Here is a 22,961-nt window from a genome sequence, read left to right on the forward strand (position 1 = left end):
TAACAGATGTTTTAAACAAGACTCATAATAATTATTATTTTTTATCCTCGTCTGTACCCGGGGCTTCGGATTTTTCCACCGACCCGGCTTCAGGCTTGGCCTCCTTATATATAAACAGTATATAGATTGCCAGCAATATGGTTCCTACCACAACAAGGCAGTCTGCCAGATTAAAGGTTGGAAATGTATAGCTTCCGAAATGGAACTCCAGGAAATCAACTACCTTTCCATCATTGAAGATTCTATCATACAGGTTTCCCAGTGCACCTGCAAGTATTATTGAAAGGGTTGTCCGAAGGAACTTGTTCTTATTTTTTATGATTACCCCAAAAATCACAAGAGCCACAACAGATACCATAACGGCCAGCAATACGGTTTTTCCCTCTAAAATGCTGAAGGCTGCACCTTCGTTTTCCAAATGCCTGATATAAAAGAAATTATTGATTACTGTTATGGGATTGCCTACAATTGAATCCACAACCCAAATCTTTGTCAGCCTGTCCAGCACAAATCCTGCAATGATTATTAATGCCCAAATCATATAGTCTCCTGTCCCGCTGCCTTGCAGCCACATAAATAGTTAAATTATGGTAAATACCATTTTGTAATGTCATTATACTTGTTCCATACATAAGGATTGACCGTACCCTTGATGTTCTTGCTGTACATCATACCGTCATTGAGGAAGTACAAACCTATATATGGCCTGTCATCAAGTACGGTATTCAATAATTTCGTAAATATATTTTTTTGTACATCCGGATTGTTCTCGGTCAATATCTGCTGCAGGTACCCGTCAACTTCCGGATTGCTGTATCCCGCCACATTAAGGCCCGATTGAATTTCTTGGGTGGAATACGCAAAAGACAAATCCGGTACTGATGTAATTCTATATCCCGATAATGCCAGATCATATGCACCGGTTTTTAATGCATTTTTATAGGCATCCCAGGAAAGTTTAACCACCTGAACCGTTATACCGCTTTTTCCAAGCTGTGAAGCTATTTCCGAAGCGGTGTTAAATCTTAAGGAATTTTCCTGGTTTACTATCAGCTTTAATGTCAGTGCCTTTCTGCTTGTCTTATTGACATACTTATTTTTAGAATCCAGCACATATCCGCTCTGATTCAAAAATTCCTTAGCCTTGCCCAAGGCGTCCTTCTCATTAAAGTCCACAAGCTGATAAACCCAGGAATTAGGAACCACAGGTAATTCTGCCGGTACGGCTATTCCTGTCGCCGCCTCATCTACCAGTTTCTTTTTATTTATTAAATAATTAAGAGCATTTCTGAGGCGCTTATCTGTTAAGAGTCCTTTCTTGATATTTAAGGTCAAGAATTCATAATTTCTACTCTCAAACCGTTTCAAATTCATATCGGTACGGCCAATATACTTTCTATACTCGCCGTACTGAGCCGGAAGTACATCAATATCCCTGGCCTGAAAGCCTGCGTTTGCACTGTTGATGTTGTTAAAAACCTTTATCTCGATATTGGACAGATAGGGCAGCTTCAACGGAGCTTTTTTTACATCGGAATTTAAATTTTCAGCACCTTTGGCCGATGAATTGTTTGAGGCCTCACTTGTTGAGGCTTCAGCATTCCACCAGTTTTCATTGAGCCTCAATTTAACTCCCGTCTTGGCATTATAGGAATTGAAGCTATATGGGCCTGTTCCCACAGGTGTGAGATTTGCCTTTGAATTTTTATCGGTCAGCTTTTCATTTACAAAGTGATGTGCCGGAATAACAGGAAAAGTCAGTTCATTTCTAATTAAAGAATATGGCTGTTTCAGCTTTATAATAACACTGTTCCCGCTTGCCGCTGCCGATTCAATGTGTTTTACATTGACTGAATACACACTGTTAATCTTTGTGTCCAGTAATGTATTGATGGTAAATACAACATCCTCTGCTTTAAACGGCATTTTGTCGTGCCACTTTATATTTTCCCTCAGGTTAATTGTCAGGGTCAGGCCATCGGCTGACAGCGAGGAACTTTTGGCCAGTACCGGAACAGGCCGCTGACTGCTGTCCAGAGCATAAAGCCCTTCAAATACCAGTCCCAGGAAATCCTGGACATGTACGTTATTTGTAAGAACAGGGTTAAGGGTGTCCACCGGAGTTGTAAAAAGTCTGATTGAGCCCCCTTTAACAGGTCCTCTATCTATAACATCGTATTTATCTTCATATACATCGTCCTCTACAGGCTTGTTCCTCTCCAGATTTACCGTACAGGCACCCAGGAGTATGCTTATGATAAATAATATTGATAATTTACTGATTGTTTTCATAATCTTCTCCGTACTTTAGTCTTTTCCTGCAAGCATTTCCCCATAGCTTCCAGTTTCTCAAATTGTTTCCCTGAGCATCATTATGGCAGCAAGGCTTCCGGTCTTTCCCAGATCTCCCCTGTAGGAAAAAAACACATCACTGTTGCATTTCGTACAGGTATTGCTTAACAGTATGTTTTTTTCCTGTACCCCATAATCCGTCAGCACCCGTTTGATTATCTGCTGCAGATCCATATGATACTTTTCATTACACCTGTCTATGTATATATCACACCAGGGATATTTGTTTATAAAAAGCTCATACACTTCTGCTCCGACTTCAAAGCAGTTTTTACATATTGAGGGCCCGACAGCAACCTGCAGGTCCTCAATATTGCTTTTATATCTTTCCTCCATAAGCCTCAGTGCTTCCAGGGATATATTTGCCAAAGTGCCCTTCCATCCTGAATGTACTGCCGTGATGGCTTTTTTTACAGGATCCAGCATCAGTACAGGTACACAGTCGGCATAAAATGTTACCAGAGGTATACCCGGCACATCGGTGGTAAGCCCATCGCAGCCTATGATATCACTTTCTCTTGCCAGACCCTTTCCGGCATCCTCCGGACCCACATATCTTATTTTATTGCCATGCACCTGATGGGAAAGCACCATTCTATCAAAATCTACTCCCATTGCCCCGGCAATTATACGGTAATTTGCCAATACATTTTCCCTGCTGTCATTTCTGTTAAAACTGAGATTAAGTGAGGTACATTCACCTGAACTGACCCCTCCAAGCCTTGTTGTAAAACAATGGGCCAATATGTCCTGGTAGGTTTTCAGATTTCTGAACTCTAAAAATTTCAAATCGGATTTCTTTTGCACGATAATTCTGTCATTACTTTCTACCATATACGCCTCCATATGCGTGCAATTTTAACTAAGCCAGCTGCTGATCGTCAAAAAGCCTGCTGATCCGCTCTATTTTAACGGCCTTACCGGTTTTATCATCAACTTCCAGATAAATGGCGCAAAATTGTACCCGTCCCTTGGCGACCTCAAATTTTTGCGGCATTCTGGTAATGAATCTTTCAATTATCAATTCCTTATCAACTCCGATAACTCCGTCGTATGGACCGGTCATTCCCACATCGGATATGATTGCCGTTCCAAAGGGCAGAATCCTTTCATCTGCCGTCTGGACATGCGTGTGGGTACCGGCCACACAACAGACCTTTCCGTCCAGATACCAGGCCAGCGCGCATTTCTCCGAAGTTGCTTCGGCATGCATGTCAACAAAGACAACCTTTGTTTTTGATTTTATTATCTGCAATTCTCTGTCGGCTGTGAGGAAAGGACAGTCAATGCTATCCATATACACTCTTCCCATCAGATTCAGTACCGCCAGTTCCCTGCCATTTGATTTCAGTATTGTATGTCCCCTTCCCGGTACATTATCCGGGAAATTTGCAGGTCTGATTATTTTATCATCCGAATCAATAAAATTCAGAATCTCTTTTTTGGACCAGGTGTGATTGCCCATTGTAATGCAGTCCACTCCGGCCTTATACAGCTCCTGTGCTATAATATATGTTATTCCACTGCCAGCGGCACAGTTCTCACCGTTCGCAATACAAAAATCTATGTCAAGTTCCTTTCTCAGTTGCGGTACACATTCCTTTACAGCCTTTCTTCCCGGGTTTCCATAAATATCCCCAATAAAAAGTATCTTCAAAGCATTTCCTCCAAAACTATTAGATAGGTTATTCCGTACAGTAATCACAAATAGAACCGGACACTTTAACTGGTCCGCCAATATATTATTATACCATTAACATTTATAACGAGGCAATAGATGTCCCTCGCCTCTTTGGGTTTCATATTTTCTCACTGTACAGTATGCCTGAAGATGCTGATATTGATATTGGAAGTTGATGGAAAACTTTCAAAAGCCAGTTTAATACGCTATAGCCTGTCGCACAAAAAGCGTGGAGGTTTCCCCCCACGCTTTTTCTGTTATAACCAACCTAAAGGTCCGTATAAATTACTTAGCATATTCAATAGCTCTTGTTTCCCTGAGCAGAGTAACCTTTATCTGTCCGGGATATTCAAGTTCGTCTTCTATCTTTTTAACTATTTCTCTGGCTTTGAGTACGATATCTGCATCATTTACAACTTCAGGTTTTACCATGATTCTTATCTCTCTACCCGCCTGAATTGCAAAACACTTTTCAACTCCTTCAAAAGAATTTGCAATTTCTTCAAGCTTCTCAAGACGTTTGATGTAGGATTCAAGAGTTTCTCTTCTGGCACCGGGTCTTGCAGCAGAAATTGAATCCGCAGCCTGCACCAGCACCGAAACTATACTTGTAGCCTCAACATCGCCGTGATGGGAAAGGATAGCATTTACAACATCAGCGCCCTCTTTATATTTCTTGGCTACATCGGCACCGATTGTAACGTGTGAGCCTTCAACCTCATGGTCGATAGCCTTACCAATGTCATGAAGCAAACCGGCTCTCTTTGCAAGAGGAACATCAACTCCCAGTTCAGCCGCCATTATTCCGGCCAAGTGAGATACCTCTATTGAATGGTTAAGTACGTTTTGTCCATAACTAGTTCTGAATTTCAATTTACCCAGTAATCTTATAAGCTCAGGATGCAAACCGTGAACACCAGTTTCAAATGCGGCGTTGTCACCCTCCTGACGAATAGTGTTGTCAACTTCCTTTTTGGCCTTTTCAACCATTTCTTCAATCCTTGCAGGATGAATTCTACCGTCAAGTATAAGCTTTTCCAGTGTCAATCTTGCAACCTCTCTGCGTATCGGGTCAAACCCGGACAATATTACCGCTTCCGGTGTATCATCAATAATCAGGTCAATTCCTGTTAATGTCTCGAGAGTTCTGATATTTCTTCCCTCACGGCCAATTATTCTTCCCTTCATCTCATCATTCGGTAAAGGTACTACAGAAACTGTAGCTTCAGATACGTGATCGGCAGCGCACTTCTGAATAGCAGTGGCCAGAATGTCCTTGGCCTTTCTGTCTGCTTCCTGCTTCGCGTTGGCCTCAATTTCCTTAATAAGAGCTGCCGCCTCATGTTTAACTTCATTTTCAATATTTCTGAGAAGGTACTCTTTTGCATCTTCTACAGATAAACCGGAGATTCTTTCAAGTTCCTCAGTCTGCTTTTTAACAAGCTCTTCTGAACGCTCCTGTAAAACCTCTATATCCTTGATTTTTTTGTTTAAAGCCTCGTCCTTATGTTCAAGGGCTTCAACCTTTTTGTCAAGGGTTTCTTCTTTCTGAACCAATCTTCTTTCCTGCCTCTGAAATTCATTACGTCTTTCCTTGATATCTCTGTCGAGTTCAATTCTGCTCTTGTGAATTTCTTCCTTAGCTTCAAGAAGTGCTTCTCTCTTCTTACCTTCACCTTGCTTTAAAGCTTCTCCGACTATTCTTTGAGCTTCCTGCTCGGCACTTCCGATTGCGGCCTCAGCTTCTTTCTTTCTGGCCTCAAATCCTTTGTTAAAAGAGACTTTGTAAGATATAAATGAAGCAATTACTGCGATAACCAATCCACCACCGACTCCAATTAAAATGCTTGTAAGTTCGATTGTTACACACCTCCTCCTTATTCAGTTTTCAATGCTCAAATTTCAAAATTCATATTCAAAATAGTTAGTCAATTATAAACTTTGATGTTCAAAGTATCATAGGAAATTGACTTATATGACTGGAAACAAGTCGGATAGGAAACTGGAAAATCCTTACTGCATTGCAGACAGTATGATCAAAAAACAAGCATTTATGCCTATGGCTATATTTGTACATTAAAAAATGTACACAAATTCGATATGAGATGTAAAACAAACCTGCATATATAAATTAGCCTAAAACAAGCTTATATTCAATAAGTCATTAATCTGACAAATGTGTTTTCTGATATTAATTACCTTCTACAATACAACCAACTTACTTGCCATAATCAAGTTAATTTTAATCTTTTTTAATTTTTATGTCAAGAATTAAAAATTTCATGGATTATTGCCGTGTTTTTTTGTGACATTTCACTAAAATTATAAATTAAAAATCCAAAATAATACGTAAAACTTAAGCAAAACCAATGCACAACCAAACACTTAACAAAGCACTTAACAAAACCTTAATATAAATTGTTTTGAAGCAAAGTAGCTTTTACCGTATTTTTCATCAGCATAGCCCTGGTCATGGGACCTACTCCTCCGGTAACTTTTGTTATTGCAGATGCAATTTCGGAAACCGTCTGAAACTGCACATCCCCTACCAGCTTGCCGTCTGCCCCTCTTGATACTCCTACGTCAATTACAACCGCACCCGGTTTGACATATTCGGGCTTTACAAATTCGGCCCTTCCGACAGCAACAACCAGAATGTCCGCACTCTTGCAAACATCGGAAATATTGGCAGTTTTTGAATGGCATATGGTCACCGTGGCATTTTTTGCAAGAAGTAAAATAGCCTGCGGCTTTCCGACAATATTACTTCTTCCCACCACAACACAATTCTTTCCGGCGATTTGAATACCATTCGCCTCCAGCAGTTCCACAACTCCGGCAGGAGTACACGGCAGGAACTGCGGCCTGCCAATCATCAGATTGCCCACATTTACAGGGTGAAAGCAATCTGCATCCTTAAGAGGATTAATTGCCGCAATAACTCTATCCTCGTTAATATGTTTGGGTATGGGCAGCTGAACCAGTATACCGTTAACACTATAGTCATTGTTCAAGGTTTCGATCAATTCCAGCAGTTCATCCTCTGAAGTCGATGCAGGAAGTGCATATTCGAAGGATTTAATCCCGATCTCAGCACAGTCGTTTTTTTTATGATTTACATATACTCTTGAGGCGGGATCATCCCCCACTATTATTACTGCAAGTCCGGTATTTATGCCCTTTTGCTTAAGCTCTTCAACTTTTTCCTTAAGCTCAGCTTTAACCTTTCCGGCGAGTTCCGTTCCATTTAATACCTTTGCCGACATAAAAATATTCCTCTCTTTTGTAATTTACAATCTGAATGCAATCTGAATGGAAAGTGCCAGAATAATCCAAACAGATCCTCTATATATTTTATTTTAAGGATTTTTAGTTGTCAATTTATTTAAAATTGTATTATCGGCCCTTCCTCTTTTTGTCAGCAGTCTTTCGGCCGGGCGATGAGGGATTTCTGTCAGTATTCCGGTTTCGGTTTTTTATTGACTTCTCATTGCCGGCCGACAACTTTTTACTTCCGGAAGCCGCTTTATTGCCTCCCGACTTGGGAGTGTCAGCTGCCGGTCTTCTGCCGGATGGCTTTTTTTCAAATGACTTTTTGCCCGATGAACTCTTGTATGACGGCTTTTTACCGGCAGGTTTCCCATCTGCTGCTTCAAATTTCATACCTTTCAGCGGTTTAACCAGACAGTTTGGCCCAAAGCCTATCAAATCCTCTCTATGGGCTTCTTTGAGAGCTTCAATAACAAGGTGATAATTTTCTTTTCTCCTGTACTGCAACAAAGCCCTCTGCATGGCCTTTTCCTTTGGAGCTCTCGGAACGTATACCTTTTTCATATTTCTTGGGTCATAACCTGTATGGAACATGCAGGTGGACAATGTTCCCGGCGTCGGATAAAAATCCTGCACCTGTTCGGGATTAATTCCATGTTCCTTCAAATATTCCGCCAGTTCAACCGCAGCATTCAAATCACTGCCGGGATGGCTTGAAATCAGGTATGGGACCAGGTATTGCTCTTTATTTATTTTTCTGTTGATATTGTAAAATTTCTTTACAAACCTGTCATAAAGCTGACGGTCAGGCTTGCCCATCTTTTCAAGGACTCTGTCAACCACGTGTTCCGGAGCAACTTTCAGCTGCCCGCTGACATGATGCTCGCAAAGCTCGGTAAAAAAGTCATCGTTTTTATCCAGCATCAGATAATCATACCTGATTCCTGAGCGAATAAATACCTTTTTCACTTCGGGAAGTGCTCTCAGCTTTCTCAGCAGGTCCAGATACTCCGAATGATCCACTATCAGATTTTTACATGGAGTCGGGTGCAGACACTGCCTGTCTTTGCAAACTCCATGCTTAACCTGCTTCTCACAGGCTATGCTCCTGAAATTTGCCGTCGGTCCGCCCACATCATGAATGTAGCCCTTAAAGCCTTCGGTCCAGATAAGTTTTTTTGCCTCATTCATAACCGACGCCTGACTGCGCTTTTGAATAACTCTGCCCTGATGAAAATTAAGAGCACAGAAGGAACAGCCCCCATAACAGCCCCTATGGCTGGTTATGCTGAATTCAACTTCGGATATGGCAGGTATCCCCCCAAATTTTTTATATTCAGGATGATAGGTTCTTTCGTAGGGCAGCGCATATACCCTGTCCAGCTCTGAAACAGACATGGGTAAAGAAGGAGGATTTTGCACAAGGTATCTGTCTCCGTGCATTTGAACCAGAATCCTGCCGCTGACGGCATCCTGCTCATTGTACTGTATTTTGAATGCTTCGGCATAGGTTTTCTTGTCTTCTGCCGCCTCTTCAAAAGAAGGCAGTACTGCCACTGTCTTCGAACCATTCGAATCCAGGGCATTTTTTATTTCGGCAGGCAGTTCATCATAAGAGGCCAGGTAGCAGCATCCCCTTGTATGCTTTATACTGGCGACAGGAACATCTTTCCTTAAAAGTTTCGCAATTTCAACAATTGGTTTTTCGCCCATTCCATATGATAAAATGTCTGCCTTGGAATCAACCAGAATAGATCTTCTGACCTTATCATCCCAGTAGTCATAATGTGCAAATCTTCTGAGACTGGCCTCAATTCCCCCTATTATAACCGGCGTATCCTTAAAGATTTCCTTGATTTTATTGGCATAAACTATAACAGCCCTATCCGGCCTGAAACCGGCCTTCCCGCCCGGCGAGTACAGATCGCCGGATCTTTTCTTTTTACCGGCGGTATAGTGATTGACCATTGAATCTATAACACCTGATGAGATAAGAACTCCGTATTTAGGACGTCCTAACCTCTTGAAGTCCTCACTCTTTTTCCAGTCGGGCTGTGCTATAATTCCAACTTTAAAGCCCTCACTTTCCAATACTCTCATTATTATTGCATGACCAAAGCTGGGATGATCAACATATGCATCTCCGCTTATATATAAAAAATCCAGCTGTTCCCAGCCTCTCTCATTCATATCCTCAAAGCTTACAGGTAAAAAAGCCATCTATATCGTCCTTTTCAAAAAATTTAACCGAAGTAAATACTGAACAAAGCAAATATGAATCAGTATTATTCTAGCACAAAAAAGAAAGCAGTAAACTACATTAAACGCAAAGTTGATTCACAACATCAAAAAACCGGCTTCCGACTTAATAACCTGAGCTCGGGAAACCGGCGTTATAGTTTTTTTAATTTTATTCAATACTGCAATTTATACTATATTACTTTACTCGTTTAAGTATTGTATCATGCTCATTTAGCTTGGCATCAACCCCAATTACATAGCCTTTGACAATAACCATATCTTTTTCCAGGTTTACAACCCTCCTGTCAATGGAATCCAGTTTGTAATCCATGGCATCAAATCTTTTATCCATTGAGTCAAATCTTCCGTCCATGGCATCGAGCCTTTTATCCATTGAGTCAAATCTTCCGTCCATGGCATCGAGCCTTTTATCCATTGAGTCAAATCTTCCGTCCATGGCATCGAGCCTTTTATCCATTGAGTCAAATCTTCCGTCCATGGCATCGAGCCTTTTATCCATTGAGTCAAATCTTCCGTCCATGGCATCGAGCCTTTTATCCATTGAGCTAACTTTCTTGTCAAGTATGCTAAACTTGATTTCAAGTGTGTCAACCTTTTGTTCAAGTTTGTCAAACCTTTTTTCAAGTGAGTCCATCTTGTTATTTAAAACATCATGGCCTTCTGCAACAACCTTTATCTTACTATCAAGATCTTCCAGAATAACTTTTACTTCATTAATTTTCTGATCAAATTTCTTTTCAACCTTGTCAATACTTTGATCAAACATATCTTTTATTGCCAGTAACATTTCGTCATTACCCATGTAACTCTCCCATCCCGCTGATGCAGCAACACAAATATAACAGGTTCATTATAACATAAAAGTTATTGTTTGAAAATGGTAAAAATCAGACTATTTTTTCAGGTATCCGCTAGTTTTCTTCCAGCATCAGCAGCTGCCCCTGCAAGAAGTCAAAAACATTGTTTACATATACCTGCTGTTTGATGTCAGGGTTTATGCTTATTGCCTTTTTCAGATTATCCATGGCAATGTCCTGTTTTTTCATCAGTGCGTATACTGCAGCTATATTATAATAAATCTCGGCTTCGCTCATATTCTGATCCAGAGCCCTGCCATACGCTTTTATGGCTTCGTCATATTTCTTTGCTTCGGTAAGCGATGCACCCAGATAATAATAAACATCCGTATCTCCCGGATTCTTTTCTATGGCACGCCTGAACACATCTGCAGCATCCTGGTATCTCCTCAGATCAAACAGTACCACACCCATGTTGTAATATAACCCGCCGTTGTCGGAACAGGCTTTGATACCATTTGTATAGGTGGCCAGAGCTTCCATTGGACTCTGGATTTTTGAAAACAATATTCCCAGATTATTATATGCATCAACAAAGTCTATTTTAATAAGAATTGCACTTTTATATAGATCAATGGCCTTATCATACTCTCCCATATCCTCATACACCAAAGCCAGGTTAAAAAGGCAGTTATGGCTGTCAGGATTCAGCTCCAGCGCTCTTTTATACTCAAGAACAGCCCTGTCAGGCTCCTTTAACCTGAAATAGCAGCCGGCCAGATTGTAATGTCCCGAATAATCCGTTTCATTAATGGCTATATAGCTTTTATATACCTTAGCAGCCTGCTCATAGTTCTTCCGGGCCATCAAGAGTTTGCCGAGTTCGGCATATCCCTCGGATTTTTCGGGGGAAAGCTTAATGCATTTTCTGAAGCAGGTCTCTGCCTGACCCATATCCTCCAACTCCATGAACAATTTTCCCAACAGCAGAGAAATAACGTAGTTATTGCCGTCTTTTTCAAGAATATCTTCATAATACTTAACGGCCTCGATTTTGTTGCCCCTCTCTGAGAATATCCTTCCTATACCCTCTTTTGCTATATTGAAGCCCGGGTTTATTTCAAGAGCCTTTTGGAAATTTTCAAGGGCAAAATCAAGCTTTCCCATGTTCAGATAAGTTACACCGATATTGTAATAAACCAGATATTGTTTTGATTGAATTTTACTGATAACTTCGGAATTGGAAGAATTATGCGCTGCCTTTTTCAACTGTTCGATAAGCTGTCCGTTAAGTTCAAGCACTTTTCTGTAGTAGCCCTGTGCCTCACTGTACATACCTTTTTTAAAAGTTGCATTGGCATAACTGAAGTAGAGATTTGATGAAGAACCCACTAAAGCTATCAAATTGCCGTAAAGCTCACAGGCATCGTCAAAATTGCCGTCGCTGTACAAGTGCTCGGCCTGTACAAGCTTTTTCCTGATGCCCTTGAAAAGTTCTTCCTTAATGAACCCCAGTTCGGAAATTGTGTCGTTTACAAAGGTTTCGTCACTGATCACACTCATAATCTCGGCAGCATCTTCATTTCTATCGGCCGTGTTCTGATCCACTGTGATAAAGCCCTCAAAGCTTCCCTTTTCTTTAATTTTCCTTATCATTGAACGATAATCGGATGCAATTAATAAACAGGGCAAAACCACTCCGCAAAACAGATAAAACAGTTCAACATTATTGCTGGTTTGAACCTGATTGATCAGGGACAGTACAACTATTGTCAGAGCAGAAAGCTGAAGTGTAAAGGAAACAAGAGTAACAAGGCTTTTTGTTTTGAGAAGCCTGTAAAAAACATAAACCAGCAGCACAACTAAAATAACCATGTTAAATGCAGTTAAAAGAAACATACATGCACCCCCGCGTATTTCCGGCCGGGTCATTGCTGAAAACAGGCAAAGCAGCCCTATATTTTCACCTGTACCCCAATCCGAATCTTTTGCAAATTAATATTTAATACCTTTTTTGTATTATATTAAATAGTCCAGACAATTATTAACCCAGGGAAATATAATTATTGCTGCTTGGCATTCTGTTTGTCTTTTTCATTCATCTGCATCTCCATCCACTGCTGTTTTGAAATGAGAACCTGCCTTGGCTTGCTGCCTTCAAACCGGCCGACGATGTTTCTCGCTTCCATCTGGTCTACGATTCTGGCAGCTCTGGAATAACCCACCTTGAACTTTCTCTGCACCAGTGAAACAGAAGCCTGTCCTGCATCAACCACCATATCGATGGCCTGATTCAGCAATTCGTCATTGTCGCCTGAACTGTCTTCATTTCCTGCGCTGTGGTCATTTATTTTTTCAATAATATTCTCGTCATAGTTTGAATAGCCCTGGGTCTTTATGAACTCAACCACCTTTTCAACCTCACTGTCCGAGACGAAGGAACCCTTAACACGCAGAGGTTTTGGCTCCCCAACCGGATAAAACAGCATATCCCCTCTGCCAAGCAGCTTCTCGGCTCCGCTCATATCCAGTATGGTTCTGGAATCCACCTGCGACGACACCGCAAAGGATATTCTGGACGGTATATTGGCCTTTATTACTCCTGTTATGACATCCACAGACGGCCTCTGCGTCGCTATAACAAGGTGCATGCCTGCTGCCCTGGCCATCTGTGCCAAACGGCATATTGCATCCTCCACGTCGTTGGGAGCAACCATCATAAGGTCTGCAAGCTCATCAACAATAATTACTATCTGAGGCAATATGCCGGGCTCATCGTTTGCTTTCAGCATGGCATTATAACCCTTTAAATCCCTGACACCCTTGTCGGCAAAGAGCTTATATCTGTTGACCATTTCCTGTACCGCCCAGTTCAAGGCCCCAGCGGCCTTTTTGGGGTCAGTGACGACAGGTATCAGCAAATGGGGGATACCATTGTAAATTCCCAGCTCAACTACCTTTGGGTCAACCATAAGCAGCTTTACCTCTTCAGGTGAAGCTTTAAATAAAATACTCATTATAAGGCTGTTTATACATACACTCTTACCCGAACCGGTAGCTCCTGCAACAAGCAGGTGAGGCATTTTGCCGATGTCGGCCACAACTGTTTCTCCCGAGATATCCTTACCCACCGAAAAGGCCAGTTTTGACGAATGGTTTGCAAACTCCTTCGATTCCAGAATGTCCTTTAACAATACCGCAGACATTTCCTTGTTGGGAACTTCTATCCCCACTGCCGCCTTTCCCGGAATAGGTGCCTCGATCCTGACCCCGGCTGCCGCCAGATTCAGTGCTATGTCATCCGACAAGTTCACTATTTTACTGACCTTGACTCCGGGGCTTGGCTGGATTTCATACCTGGTGACAGCCGGACCGCGGCTGATGTTGATCACCCTTGCCTCGACACCGAAACTTTTCAAGGTATCCTCAAGCTTTTTCGCACCTTCTAGGGCAGTGTTTTTCAATGCCTTTACATTGGTGGCGTCGTCCTTGCTCTCATCCAGAAGGTCCAGTGACGGATAATTGTAAATAAGCGGTTTAGTCTGCTCCTGCTGCGGTATGACTATATCCCCGCCGTCATCAGGGTTGCTGCCGGTTCCGGAGTTGGCAGCATCCCGTTTTGCTCCCTGGGTTCCATTCATATTGCCATGTCCGGCCGATTGATTTTCCGATACTCCTGAATTTACTATGCCAAGGTCCTGTTCAGCTTCAGCCAGACCCTCGGGTGAAATCCCCAGGCCTTTTATATCAGCTACCACCAAATCTTCAGCAATATCGTCATTGAAACCGGTAAGCCCCACAGTGAAATCCTCTTCCGGCACAACGGCTGCATTGGCCGTATCTTCCGGATCAGCCGCTGCCGCAGCTTCATCCTCCCCGCTCCTGCCCAGCTTTTTGGGAGCTTTGTTTGCCCTGTTCTCTCTCTCGATTTTAAAGTTGATTATTTTACGCTTCCCGCCTTCCGACGCCTCATCATCCGCCTCTGCTTCTCCGTTTTCAAGTGCGGCTTCCCTTTCCTTCTGTCTCTCAGCCTTCTTTATTTTTCTTGTTTCATTTGCAGCTTTGAACCTTTTTGATAAAAAAGCCGAGAGGTTTCCAAGAAATGCCGCCATTGAAACATTTGTTAGAAGGATTATATCTATTACGGATATTGTTGTGAGAATGATAATGGTCCCCAATATCTGAAAAGTCATCAGAAACGGCAGTGTGACAAGTCCTCCCAGAAGTCCTCCGCCGCTTATTTTAGTACCCTGGGTGTAGAACTCCTTAAGGCTGGCGTAAAAAGACCTGCCGGCATACTCATCATATTCGAACCCGGCCACCTGGATATACGACGACAAAAGTACAATAAAAATGCTCAGATAAATAACCCTAAGCTTAAAGATATGGGAGTCTTTCTTAAAAATCATGGCAGCTCCGTAAACGATAAGAATTACCGGAACTGCAAAAGCAGGCGCACCTAAAAAACCCAGAAGAATATTAGTAACGGCTTTTCCGAAAACACCCATTGATTTGCTGAATATAAAACTGAAAAGTGCCAAAACACCAAAGGCAAAAAGCACCAGGCCTAAAATTTCATTCCTGTACTTTGAAAAACCGCTTTCAACTCTCCTGTATTTTTTCTTCTTTTGAACCTTTTTGACTTTCAAAAGTAACACCCCTCATTAGTAGTTAATCTAAGTATAAACCAAATATATTGCCTTTTGCTGGCACACGAAGAAATTATATCACATTTTCGAGAATTATTCCACACAGGTTTAGAGTATGCAAAAGAAGGGGATCTCACTTTGAGAAATCCCCTTCTTTTACAATACTTTATTCAGTTTCATGCAATTCTTATCTTACTCAAGTAAATAATGCCTTTGGAGCAAATCTTAATGCTATGCCGGCCTTTTTCAAGAAACAATTCCCCACCGGCATTTATTCCGCTCATTTGCACACCGATTTTTATGTCTGCTGAAATGCCCCGGTCCGTCACTATATATGCCAGGGTATTATCCTCCCGGGCCCGGCAGTGAACCTGTATCTGGTATTTCCCTTCCTCCGGCACTTCAAAATCGTACCTTACCCATTCTCCACCTAAAAGTTTGACAGCCACAAGCTCGGTATCGGGCTGTACTTCACCGTCGTAGCGCCTGTAATCGGGGACACCGGTTTTTCCGTTTTCGAATAATATTGTAATACCCTCTGTCATTCTGATTTCTGCACCTTTTTCCCTTCGGGAAACAGAACAGCCTTCATCAAAGTATTCGGCCGGTATTGATACGGGTATCTGCCTCCTGATGGCATTTATGACATCATTATTGATTACAGAGCGGTTTATTTCTTTTATAAATCCGTCAAATATGTCACATGCCTCCGGCAGTGAAAGCTTTGCCCGGTTGTCCATGTACTCTATGAGTCTATCCCAGCCCCCGGGAATTTCAAATGTCACGGGAGAGTTGTAACATTTCATTTTTTTATAGCTCCAGAAGCTGTACGAAATTCCATGACCGGTCAGCATATTGAAGAATCCCGCATACCAATCCAGATTGTTTTCGCCTCCTTCGCCCATGAAAAGCGGTACATTGAGTTTATTGGCGCAATCGACATATTTCTGTATGCTCTCTATGTCCGGAGTGCTCCAGTATTTGTGGAACTGGAGCATGTAGTTGCCGTCAAATTCCCCGCTCTCCAGTTCATCAAATATTTCAAAATCCGTTGCCCAATGGACACCCTCCAGTATGAGCATATGCCTTGTATCCACCTGCCTGATTGCCTTTGCAAGGTCTTTGTACAATGGAAGCACCAGCCCGTTATAACTGCCGAACCAATTTGGCAGCGGTTCGTTGAGCAGATCATATCCCGCAATGCAGTTCTCATCTTTATATCTCCTGGCCAGCAGGCTCCAGAGCAGTATTAAATCCTCCCTGTGTTTTTGAACAGTAAAAAGTTCGGGCATGTCATTTTCACTGTCGTCTATATTTGTACCGGTCTGACCGCCGGGAGCACCGTGCATATCCAGGATCACATATATTCCAAATTCCCGGCACCACTCAATGAGCTTATCTATGCGGGCAATCATACCGGGATAAAAAGACTGTGTCTCCTCATTAAAAAGTGTCCGCGCATTTAGAGGGAGCCTTATGGAATTGAAACCTTTTTGGGCTATGAAAGCAATATCCGTACGGGTTATGTAGCTGTCCAGATAGCGTTCCCAGAAGCTTTCAGTATATGCCGGTCCGCATAATTCCTCTATGAGCTTTTCCATTCTCCGCGGGCGGTCACATTTTGTATAAAGCTTCCACATATAACCTTCGGGCAAAAGCCAGCCTCCCAGCCCGAAGCCCTGCAGTAAAATCTCCTCATTCTTTTCGTTAACTATTCTTGTTCCGCATGTTTTAAGAAGCTCCATATCCACATTATCCTTTCAGTGCCCCGTCCACAACACCCTTTAAAATATTTTTTTGCAGCAATGCATATAAAAGTATTACCGGAATCACAGTCAGGATCAGTCCGCTGAGTATTGCGGGCCAGTCACTGGTATACTGTCCGAACAGCATATTTGTGGAAAGCAGCAAAGTATATTTTTGAGGTGTGGCAAGTATGATCAGCGGCAGCAGAAAATCATTCCACATCCACAGGACATTCATTATACTTATTGTGGCAGTTATTGGTCCCAGCAGCGGAAGAACTATTTTAAAGAACATCTGAGCCTTGCTGCAACCGTCTATATAAGCCGATTCCTCAATTTCATACGGTATTCCCTTTACAAAGCCATGGTACATGAAAATTGCCATACTCACTCCCAGGCCTATATAAATTGATCCCATTCCATATATTTTATTGGAGAAATGCAATATTTTAGCCACCCTGTAAAGGGGTATCATTACTGCATTGAAGGGGATCAGCATGGAGAAGACAAAGAGCCCGAAAACAAAGGAACTCAGCCTGGTTTTGGTCCTGCAGAGAATCCAGCCTGCCATTGCCGAAAATACAACTATTCCCAGGATGCCAATGACAACAATGGCCAATGTGTTGAAGAAGCTGGTAAAATACTTCATTTTATTGAAGCTTCGCACATAGTTGTCAAAATTGAAATGTGCCGGAAGAGCCAGAATGTTTGTAAATATTTCGGATTTTGTTTTAAAGGAGTTCATCAAAGCCATTAAAACCGGAAACAAACAAAATACCGATGCGGCACAAAGAAAAACCGTCACAGGGACAGTTCCTGTTCCTGCTTTTTTGGACAAATGCATATTACATTTCCTCCTCTCTCTTTTTCATAACCCGCAATTGCACAAGTGTAATCAGCATTATAACTAAAAAAAGTATTGTTGATTTGGCAGTTGCATAGCCCAGCCTGTTTGAACGGCCGAAGGCCTCTTCATAAATATTGATGGCAACCACCTGTGTCAACCTGCCCGGTCCGCCACCAGTAAGGGAGAATACCACATCAAAAACCTGAAAAGCACTGTTTAATGTAACAAAGAGACATATTGTAAAGGCCTGCTTTATCATGGGAAGCGTAATACTTATAAAACGTCTGAAAGCTGATGCCCCATCCACCACCGCCGCTTCTATCAATGCTGTGGGAACACTTTGTATTGCAGCAATATAAATCACCATCAGGTAACCAGCACCGCCCCAGACGGCAACTATAACAATTGCTGTGAAGGAATATTTCGGATCTCCCAGCCAGGACTTGTTTAAAAACTCCAACCCGGTATTGTCGGCAATATAATAAAGAACCTGTGTAAATATAAAGTTCCACATATACCCGCCTATAATCATGCTTATCATATTGGGCATATAAAAAATCGTCCTGAAAAAGCTCCTGCCTTTGCGGGCAGACTCAATCAACACGGCAAGCACGAGTGCACATACATTCAGCGCAACTATTGCTGCCCCTACGTATTTCAAGGTGAACAGCATAGCCCTCCAAAAATCCGCATCACCTGTAAATATCTCGGCAAAATTCTCAAAGCCTATAATTTTATATGTAGGATTTATTCCGTTCCAGTTGGTAAAGCTGTACCACAGTCCCAGTACCGCAGGAATCAGTTTAAAGGCCGCAAAGAATACAAATGCGGGCAATACGAATAAAATCAAGGTAAAATTCTGAGATTGTTTTTTATTAATGTTCAATTATCCCACCCCCCAGCTGAATTAGACTTAAAAATAATTTCTGCTCAAAAATAAAAACAATTGAAATACATGTGAAAATCTTGTATTGCAATTGTCTTATTTTTTGATACAGCCGGTTCCACACCTGTTATATTTATTTGGCCTGGGCCGCTGCCCTGTTGGCATCCTTGAAGGTCTTATCCATAACTTTTATGAACTCATCTTTAGTGGTTTTCTTTGCATAGTAGCTCTGCAGCAGCTTGCCCTGTTCATCGGTGACGGCATTGGGCAATACGAGATCCCGGTAGGAACGTCCCTGTTCAACATAGCTGCTTGCCTCTTTTGCCCAGGAATACTGTGCAAAGCTGTGGCATTTTGCCACCGGGTTAAATTTTAATTCTTTATACAAAGCTGAGGAATCCTTGTCATCCAGCATATAGTTTGCCAGAGCAAGCGCCGTCTCTATTTCCTTCGTGCCTGAATACACTGCAAGAGAAGTGGTTGTGGCCAGATTTATCTTTGTACAGTTGATATCGTTATTTACCGGAAGTGCGCCCACGCCGATTTTTATATCGGGATTGACCCCTAATATGCTTTCGGCACTCCAGGTTCCCTGTACAAACATTGCCGCCTTGCCGTTTGCAAAATCGGCGGCCCCCTGTTCAGAGCCCTTATCCAGAGCATTTTTGGTTCCATTCTGCATAATGAGGTCTATAACATCAAAAATTTCAGCAACCTCTTTGTAGGAGCCCTGATCCTGGTACATTCTGTCGGTCCAGTCAGGAATACTTCCGCTTACTTTTCCTCCCAGAGTAAGTGCGGTCATAAGCTGCGGCACCCACTGTTCCTGGAAGGCAAGTTCAAAAGGAGTATACCCGTTGTCCTTTAAGATCTTTACTACTGTCTTCATCTGGTCGAGAGTGTCCGGGACCTTTAAGCCCAATTTATCAAATATGTCCTTGTTGTATAAATAGCCCCATACAGTACTCTCAAATGGTACGGCATAAACCCTGTTATCAATGGTAACTGTTTTGCGTACGTCGTCGTACAGCTTATCAGCCAGAGGCTGTGAGGTCAGATCTGCAACATAACCTGCTTTAACGTATGTAGGCAGATCGGCAGAGGCATGAAGTGTAAAAAGATCAGGAGCATCATTGGAAGAAAGTCTTGTTTGAATAATATTTCCGTATTGGTCACTGCTTGGCATTTCAAGGTTTATTACAGCTTCCACATTCTTTTCAGCCAGAATTTTTGCCTTGAACTGGTTCAAATATGCTTCCATCTGATCTGTAAAACGTGGAAAACTCATCATGACATTAAGAGTTGCCCTGGTTGGTTCTGCTTTGCTTGAGGCTGCAGCCTGACCGGAAACCGCAGCCGAAGACGGCGCTGCCGAAGCTACGCTTGTGCCTTGAGTGTCGCTGCCGCACCCTGCAAGCATTACTGAGATCATGCAAATGACTAACAGTACCGACAGTAATTTTTTCATTTTAATTCCTCCTAAATAAATTATTCTCTGTACCATTATCATACTTCGGAAAATGCAAATTTACATTTGCCCTTGTTAATCACATTTATAGTCAAATTTTAATGTCATAATTTTCAGCTTTTTTATCTCATTTTACCCGGGGACGTTCCAAAATACTTTTTAAAGGTTTTGTAGAAGTGGGCAATATCCAGGTAACCGGTCATGTCCGAAACAGCCTGTATGGGCAGACCATATTCCACAATCAGCTCTTTTGCCTTTTCCATGCGGACTCCGGTCAGGTAATCGGAAAAAGTAATACCCAGCTCCTTTTTGAATGCGGAAGACAGATATTCTTTTGTTACAAAATTGGTTTTGGCCAATTCCTCCAGAGAAATGTTACCGGAAAAATTATTATCCACAAACTGCTTGATTGCCAGAATATCTATCTTGTTTTTTCTCTGCCTCTGCAAATTAACTTCATCTATTATTTTATCCGCTATGGCAGTATAGTGCCTGATAAACTCCTCTTGGCTTCCGCTTTCTCTGATGGTAAAGGGCAGCTCAACCGCCAATGACCGGTCCACGGCTGCACTATATTTGGCAATGACTGTTTCCTCCACTATCTTGTGCAGATCATAATTCATATTAATGACCAGTTTCAGCTTTGCCCTGTCATCCTTTTGCTGCTCAAGCAAAGCCTTCATTTTATCCAGAGCACACCGGACTCCTTTTTTGGAGAGGCCTTCAAGGCATTTTCTGGTGTCATCCCGTGCTTCGATATATTTCGTCAACCAGCTTGTATCGGCAATTCCAACCAGACTTATTTCATTCTGTTCTTCCATCAGCATTTCACGGTCCAGTTCATCAGAACAGCGTTTTATCAGCCGGTTGAATTCATCCTCTTTTATGGGCTTCAGCAAATAATCCATTACATGGCTGTTCAACGCCTGTCTGGTATAGTTATAATCATAATAGCCGCTGATAACTATGACCTTGGCCTTTATATTCTGCTGTGAGAGCAGCTGAAGCAGCTCTGCCCCATCAATTCCCGGCATTTTCATATCGGTTATTATCAAATGGGGCTTCAACTGTTTGATACATTCTATACCCGAAACCCCGTCGGCGGCCTCGCCTACCATCTGAAACCCATATTCCTGCCAGTTACCGATTCTCTTTATTGTATCCCTTGTCCAGGCTTCATCATCAATTATCACTACCCGGTAACCCATTGTCTTCCCCCACTCCCTGTGCATCAAATATATACTCTATACGGGTGCCCTCTTCTTTTTCACTGTATACGGTTATCCCGTCGTTTTCAGAAAAGTTGAGCCTTATCCTGGAATTTACGTTCATAAGTCCGATATGCCGGCCGTTCTTTATGCTTCCACAGGCCGCATCCTTCATTTCCTCATTCAGGGCCTCCACCTGTTCCCGGCTCATTCCGCCGCCATTATCCCGGACTGTAATGTGAACCTTTTTATCTTCAGACAAATATGCTTTTACCCAGAGTTTCCAATCCCCGGTGCTCCTGTCAAATCCATGCTGAAAGCAGTTTTCAACTATGGGCTGCAGCAGGAGCTTGGGCATGAGGCAGTTTTTTACTTCCTCCTGTATATCCAGCTCGATACTGAATTTGTCATAGAACCTTTCCTTCTGTATGAGCAAATAATTGTCAAGATGCTCCAATTCACTTCCCAATGTCACAAACCCGCTCTCGAAATCCATGCTGTAGCGCATCATGCTGCTTAATGCACCTGCAATATTGTAGACCTCCCTGACTCCCCTTGACAGTGATATGCTGCCTATCAGCTGCAGGGTGTTGTGCAGGAAATGTGGATTTATCTGGGCCTGCAAGGCCTTGATCTGGGCTGATTTAGCCTGGAGCTTTATGATGTATTCCTGATGTATCAGATCTTTAATCCTCTGAACAAAGAGGGCTATATGATTTTCCAGTACACTGATTTCATTCCTGGAATCCTCACCTGTTTTTATCTCCAACGTGGCCATTTGTATATTCTTTACCTTGTCGGTCAATTTCAGGATAGGAGAACTTATATAAAAAGAAATCAATGCTGATAGCATTATTGCGGCAAAAACACAGGCAATACCCATAAAGATACCGGCAAATACGGTTGGTCTGGTATCTTTCACTATTTCATTCCGGGGAATTATTTTTATTATGCCAAGTTTCCCACCCCTGTCCTGACCGTAAAATATTATATTGTTGTCAATTGAAAAGTACTCTCCGGAACCGCCGGTATTGATGAGGCTTATACTTTTTGCCAAAAGCTGCTTATCATCAAACCCCTTATTAATTGACATGACAATTTCACTCTGATCGTTGAGAAGATAAACCCGTTCATCCTGACTTGTTTTAAGCTTTTCAAGAATTCCCTGAAGCTCTACCGTCCGCAGCTGCAATGCCAGTTTTGCAACCAGGTTGCGGTCTTCGAAAGTATTTATGTTATGTACGGCATACAGGCCCTGACCGGTTAGTTTCAAATACATATTGGTCTGCATCTCGGCCGGGCGGCTAAAGGTATTGGAAAAACCCTCCTCATCACTTTGAAGTGTTGTTCCGGCTCTTTTGGCCTTAATAACACTCCTGTCACTGACAAGGTATAATTCTATGGAAGAGAACAGATTATTTTTATTTAAGGTAGCATTGAAGGTATTTCGCAGAATTGCACTGTCCTGATAGGAATCGCTGTCTTTACCCCATTTGAGGACAGCGTTTCTGAAGCTTTTGTCGAACTCCATGGAGTAGAAGGTATTTTTCAACTCGTCTGAAAACTGTGACACCCTGTCGCTGCCCCACAGCATTCCATCCTTGTTTATTGCAATCAACTGCCTGTACAGCGAATCATAGGTATTGAACGCAGCCAGCGCAGTGATCAGAATAGTGGGGATGATTGCTACCGCAAGCATAAACAGAAATATCTTTGTTCTGATAGAAAGGGTCCTTTTTGACTTTTTTGAAGATTCCATGTAAATTCTCCTATCAAGCCATATATGTGTGTTTTTT

16 protein-coding genes are annotated in these 22,961 nt (G+C 42.2%); all 16 read right to left on the minus strand.

Going from position 1 to position 22,961, the window contains the following annotated elements:
* Nucleotides 1-34: 34 nt before the first annotated feature.
* Entirely contained in the window at nt 35-541 is a 507-nt protein-coding gene (gene lspA / locus T344_RS0112940) for a signal peptidase II (protein ID WP_027629068.1), read from the minus strand.
* Nucleotides 542-585: 44 nt separating this feature from the next.
* The gene (locus T344_RS0112945) at nt 586-2,292 is read right to left on the minus strand and encodes an ABC transporter substrate-binding protein (RefSeq protein WP_207641833.1); all 1,707 of its coding nucleotides are present in this window, start codon (nt 2,290-2,292) and stop codon (nt 586-588) included.
* A gap of 57 nt (nt 2,293-2,349) precedes the next feature.
* Nucleotides 2,350-3,186, minus strand: coding sequence for a peptidoglycan editing factor PgeF (gene pgeF, locus T344_RS0112950; RefSeq protein ID WP_034861396.1), 837 nt, complete (start codon nt 3,184-3,186; stop codon nt 2,350-2,352).
* A 28-nt stretch (nt 3,187-3,214) separates the two neighbouring features.
* Nucleotides 3,215-4,009, minus strand: coding sequence for a TIGR00282 family metallophosphoesterase (locus T344_RS0112955; RefSeq protein ID WP_004625838.1), 795 nt, complete (start codon nt 4,007-4,009; stop codon nt 3,215-3,217).
* A gap of 309 nt (nt 4,010-4,318) precedes the next feature.
* Entirely contained in the window at nt 4,319-5,854 is a 1,536-nt protein-coding gene (gene rny, locus T344_RS0112960) for a ribonuclease Y (RefSeq protein ID WP_479692231.1), read from the minus strand.
* A gap of 587 nt (nt 5,855-6,441) precedes the next feature.
* Nucleotides 6,442-7,299, minus strand: a complete 858-nt coding sequence (gene folD / locus T344_RS0112970) for a bifunctional methylenetetrahydrofolate dehydrogenase/methenyltetrahydrofolate cyclohydrolase FolD (protein ID WP_027629072.1) — start codon at nt 7,297-7,299, stop codon at nt 6,442-6,444.
* Nucleotides 7,300-7,429: 130 nt separating this feature from the next.
* Complete coding sequence (locus T344_RS0112975; RefSeq protein ID WP_027629073.1) at nt 7,430-9,523, minus strand: YgiQ family radical SAM protein; 2,094 nt, start codon at nt 9,521-9,523, stop codon at nt 7,430-7,432.
* A 217-nt stretch (nt 9,524-9,740) separates the two neighbouring features.
* The gene (locus tag T344_RS28200; RefSeq protein WP_051571846.1) at nt 9,741-10,367 is read right to left on the minus strand and encodes a coiled-coil domain-containing protein; all 627 of its coding nucleotides are present in this window, start codon (nt 10,365-10,367) and stop codon (nt 9,741-9,743) included.
* A gap of 109 nt (nt 10,368-10,476) precedes the next feature.
* Nucleotides 10,477-12,261, minus strand: coding sequence for a tetratricopeptide repeat protein (locus T344_RS0112985; protein WP_027629074.1), 1,785 nt, complete (start codon nt 12,259-12,261; stop codon nt 10,477-10,479).
* Between the two features lie 164 nt (nt 12,262-12,425).
* Nucleotides 12,426-15,011 (minus strand): FtsK/SpoIIIE family DNA translocase, encoded by a 2,586-nt coding sequence (locus T344_RS0112990; protein WP_027629075.1) that lies wholly within the window; start codon nt 15,009-15,011, stop codon nt 12,426-12,428.
* Nucleotides 15,012-15,187: 176 nt separating this feature from the next.
* Nucleotides 15,188-16,756 (minus strand): cellulase family glycosylhydrolase, encoded by a 1,569-nt coding sequence (locus T344_RS28205; protein WP_051571847.1) that lies wholly within the window; start codon nt 16,754-16,756, stop codon nt 15,188-15,190.
* 7 nt (nt 16,757-16,763) lie between these two features.
* Nucleotides 16,764-17,600 (minus strand): carbohydrate ABC transporter permease, encoded by an 837-nt coding sequence (locus tag T344_RS0113000; protein ID WP_027629076.1) that lies wholly within the window; start codon nt 17,598-17,600, stop codon nt 16,764-16,766.
* Nucleotide 17,601: 1 nt separating this feature from the next.
* Complete coding sequence (locus T344_RS0113005) at nt 17,602-18,489, minus strand: carbohydrate ABC transporter permease (RefSeq protein WP_027629077.1); 888 nt, start codon at nt 18,487-18,489, stop codon at nt 17,602-17,604.
* Between the two features lie 133 nt (nt 18,490-18,622).
* Complete coding sequence (locus T344_RS0113010) at nt 18,623-19,957, minus strand: ABC transporter substrate-binding protein (RefSeq protein ID WP_027629078.1); 1,335 nt, start codon at nt 19,955-19,957, stop codon at nt 18,623-18,625.
* Nucleotides 19,958-20,079: 122 nt separating this feature from the next.
* Nucleotides 20,080-21,165: a response regulator transcription factor gene (locus tag T344_RS0113015; protein WP_027629079.1), complete on the minus strand. Its 1,086-nt coding sequence runs from the start codon at nt 21,163-21,165 to the stop codon at nt 20,080-20,082.
* The gene (locus tag T344_RS0113020; protein ID WP_027629080.1) at nt 21,140-22,924 is read right to left on the minus strand and encodes a sensor histidine kinase; all 1,785 of its coding nucleotides are present in this window, start codon (nt 22,922-22,924) and stop codon (nt 21,140-21,142) included. The genes T344_RS0113015 and T344_RS0113020 overlap by 26 nt, the downstream gene beginning before the upstream one ends.
* Nucleotides 22,925-22,961 lie beyond the last annotated feature (37 nt).

It is taken from the genome of Ruminiclostridium cellobioparum DSM 1351 = ATCC 15832, assembly GCF_000621505.1.
Lineage (GTDB): Bacteria > Bacillota > Clostridia > Acetivibrionales > DSM-1351 > Ruminiclostridium > Ruminiclostridium cellobioparum.

What these genes read in the sequence shown, in the direction of transcription:
- lspA (WP_027629068.1), bottom strand. Translation starts at nt 541, where the DNA reads ATGATTTGGGCATTAATAATCATTGCAGGATTTGTGCTGGACAGGCTG.
- T344_RS0112945 (WP_207641833.1), bottom strand. Translation starts at nt 2,292, where the DNA reads ATGAAAACAATCAGTAAATTATCAATATTATTTATCATAAGCATACTC.
- pgeF (WP_034861396.1), bottom strand. Translation starts at nt 3,186, where the DNA reads ATGGTAGAAAGTAATGACAGAATTATCGTGCAAAAGAAATCCGATTTG.
- folD (WP_027629072.1), bottom strand. Translation starts at nt 7,299, where the DNA reads ATGTCGGCAAAGGTATTAAATGGAACGGAACTCGCCGGAAAGGTTAAA.
- T344_RS0112975 (WP_027629073.1), bottom strand. Translation starts at nt 9,523, where the DNA reads ATGGCTTTTTTACCTGTAAGCTTTGAGGATATGAATGAGAGAGGCTGG.
- T344_RS28200 (WP_051571846.1), bottom strand. Translation starts at nt 10,367, where the DNA reads ATGGGTAATGACGAAATGTTACTGGCAATAAAAGATATGTTTGATCAA.
- T344_RS0112985 (WP_027629074.1), bottom strand. Translation starts at nt 12,261, where the DNA reads ATGTTTCTTTTAACTGCATTTAACATGGTTATTTTAGTTGTGCTGCTG.
- T344_RS28205 (WP_051571847.1), bottom strand. Translation starts at nt 16,756, where the DNA reads ATGGAGCTTCTTAAAACATGCGGAACAAGAATAGTTAACGAAAAGAAT.
- T344_RS0113000 (WP_027629076.1), bottom strand. Translation starts at nt 17,600, where the DNA reads ATGCATTTGTCCAAAAAAGCAGGAACAGGAACTGTCCCTGTGACGGTT.
- T344_RS0113010 (WP_027629078.1), bottom strand. Translation starts at nt 19,957, where the DNA reads ATGAAAAAATTACTGTCGGTACTGTTAGTCATTTGCATGATCTCAGTA.
- T344_RS0113015 (WP_027629079.1), bottom strand. Translation starts at nt 21,165, where the DNA reads ATGGGTTACCGGGTAGTGATAATTGATGATGAAGCCTGGACAAGGGAT.
- T344_RS0113020 (WP_027629080.1), bottom strand. Translation starts at nt 22,924, where the DNA reads ATGGAATCTTCAAAAAAGTCAAAAAGGACCCTTTCTATCAGAACAAAG.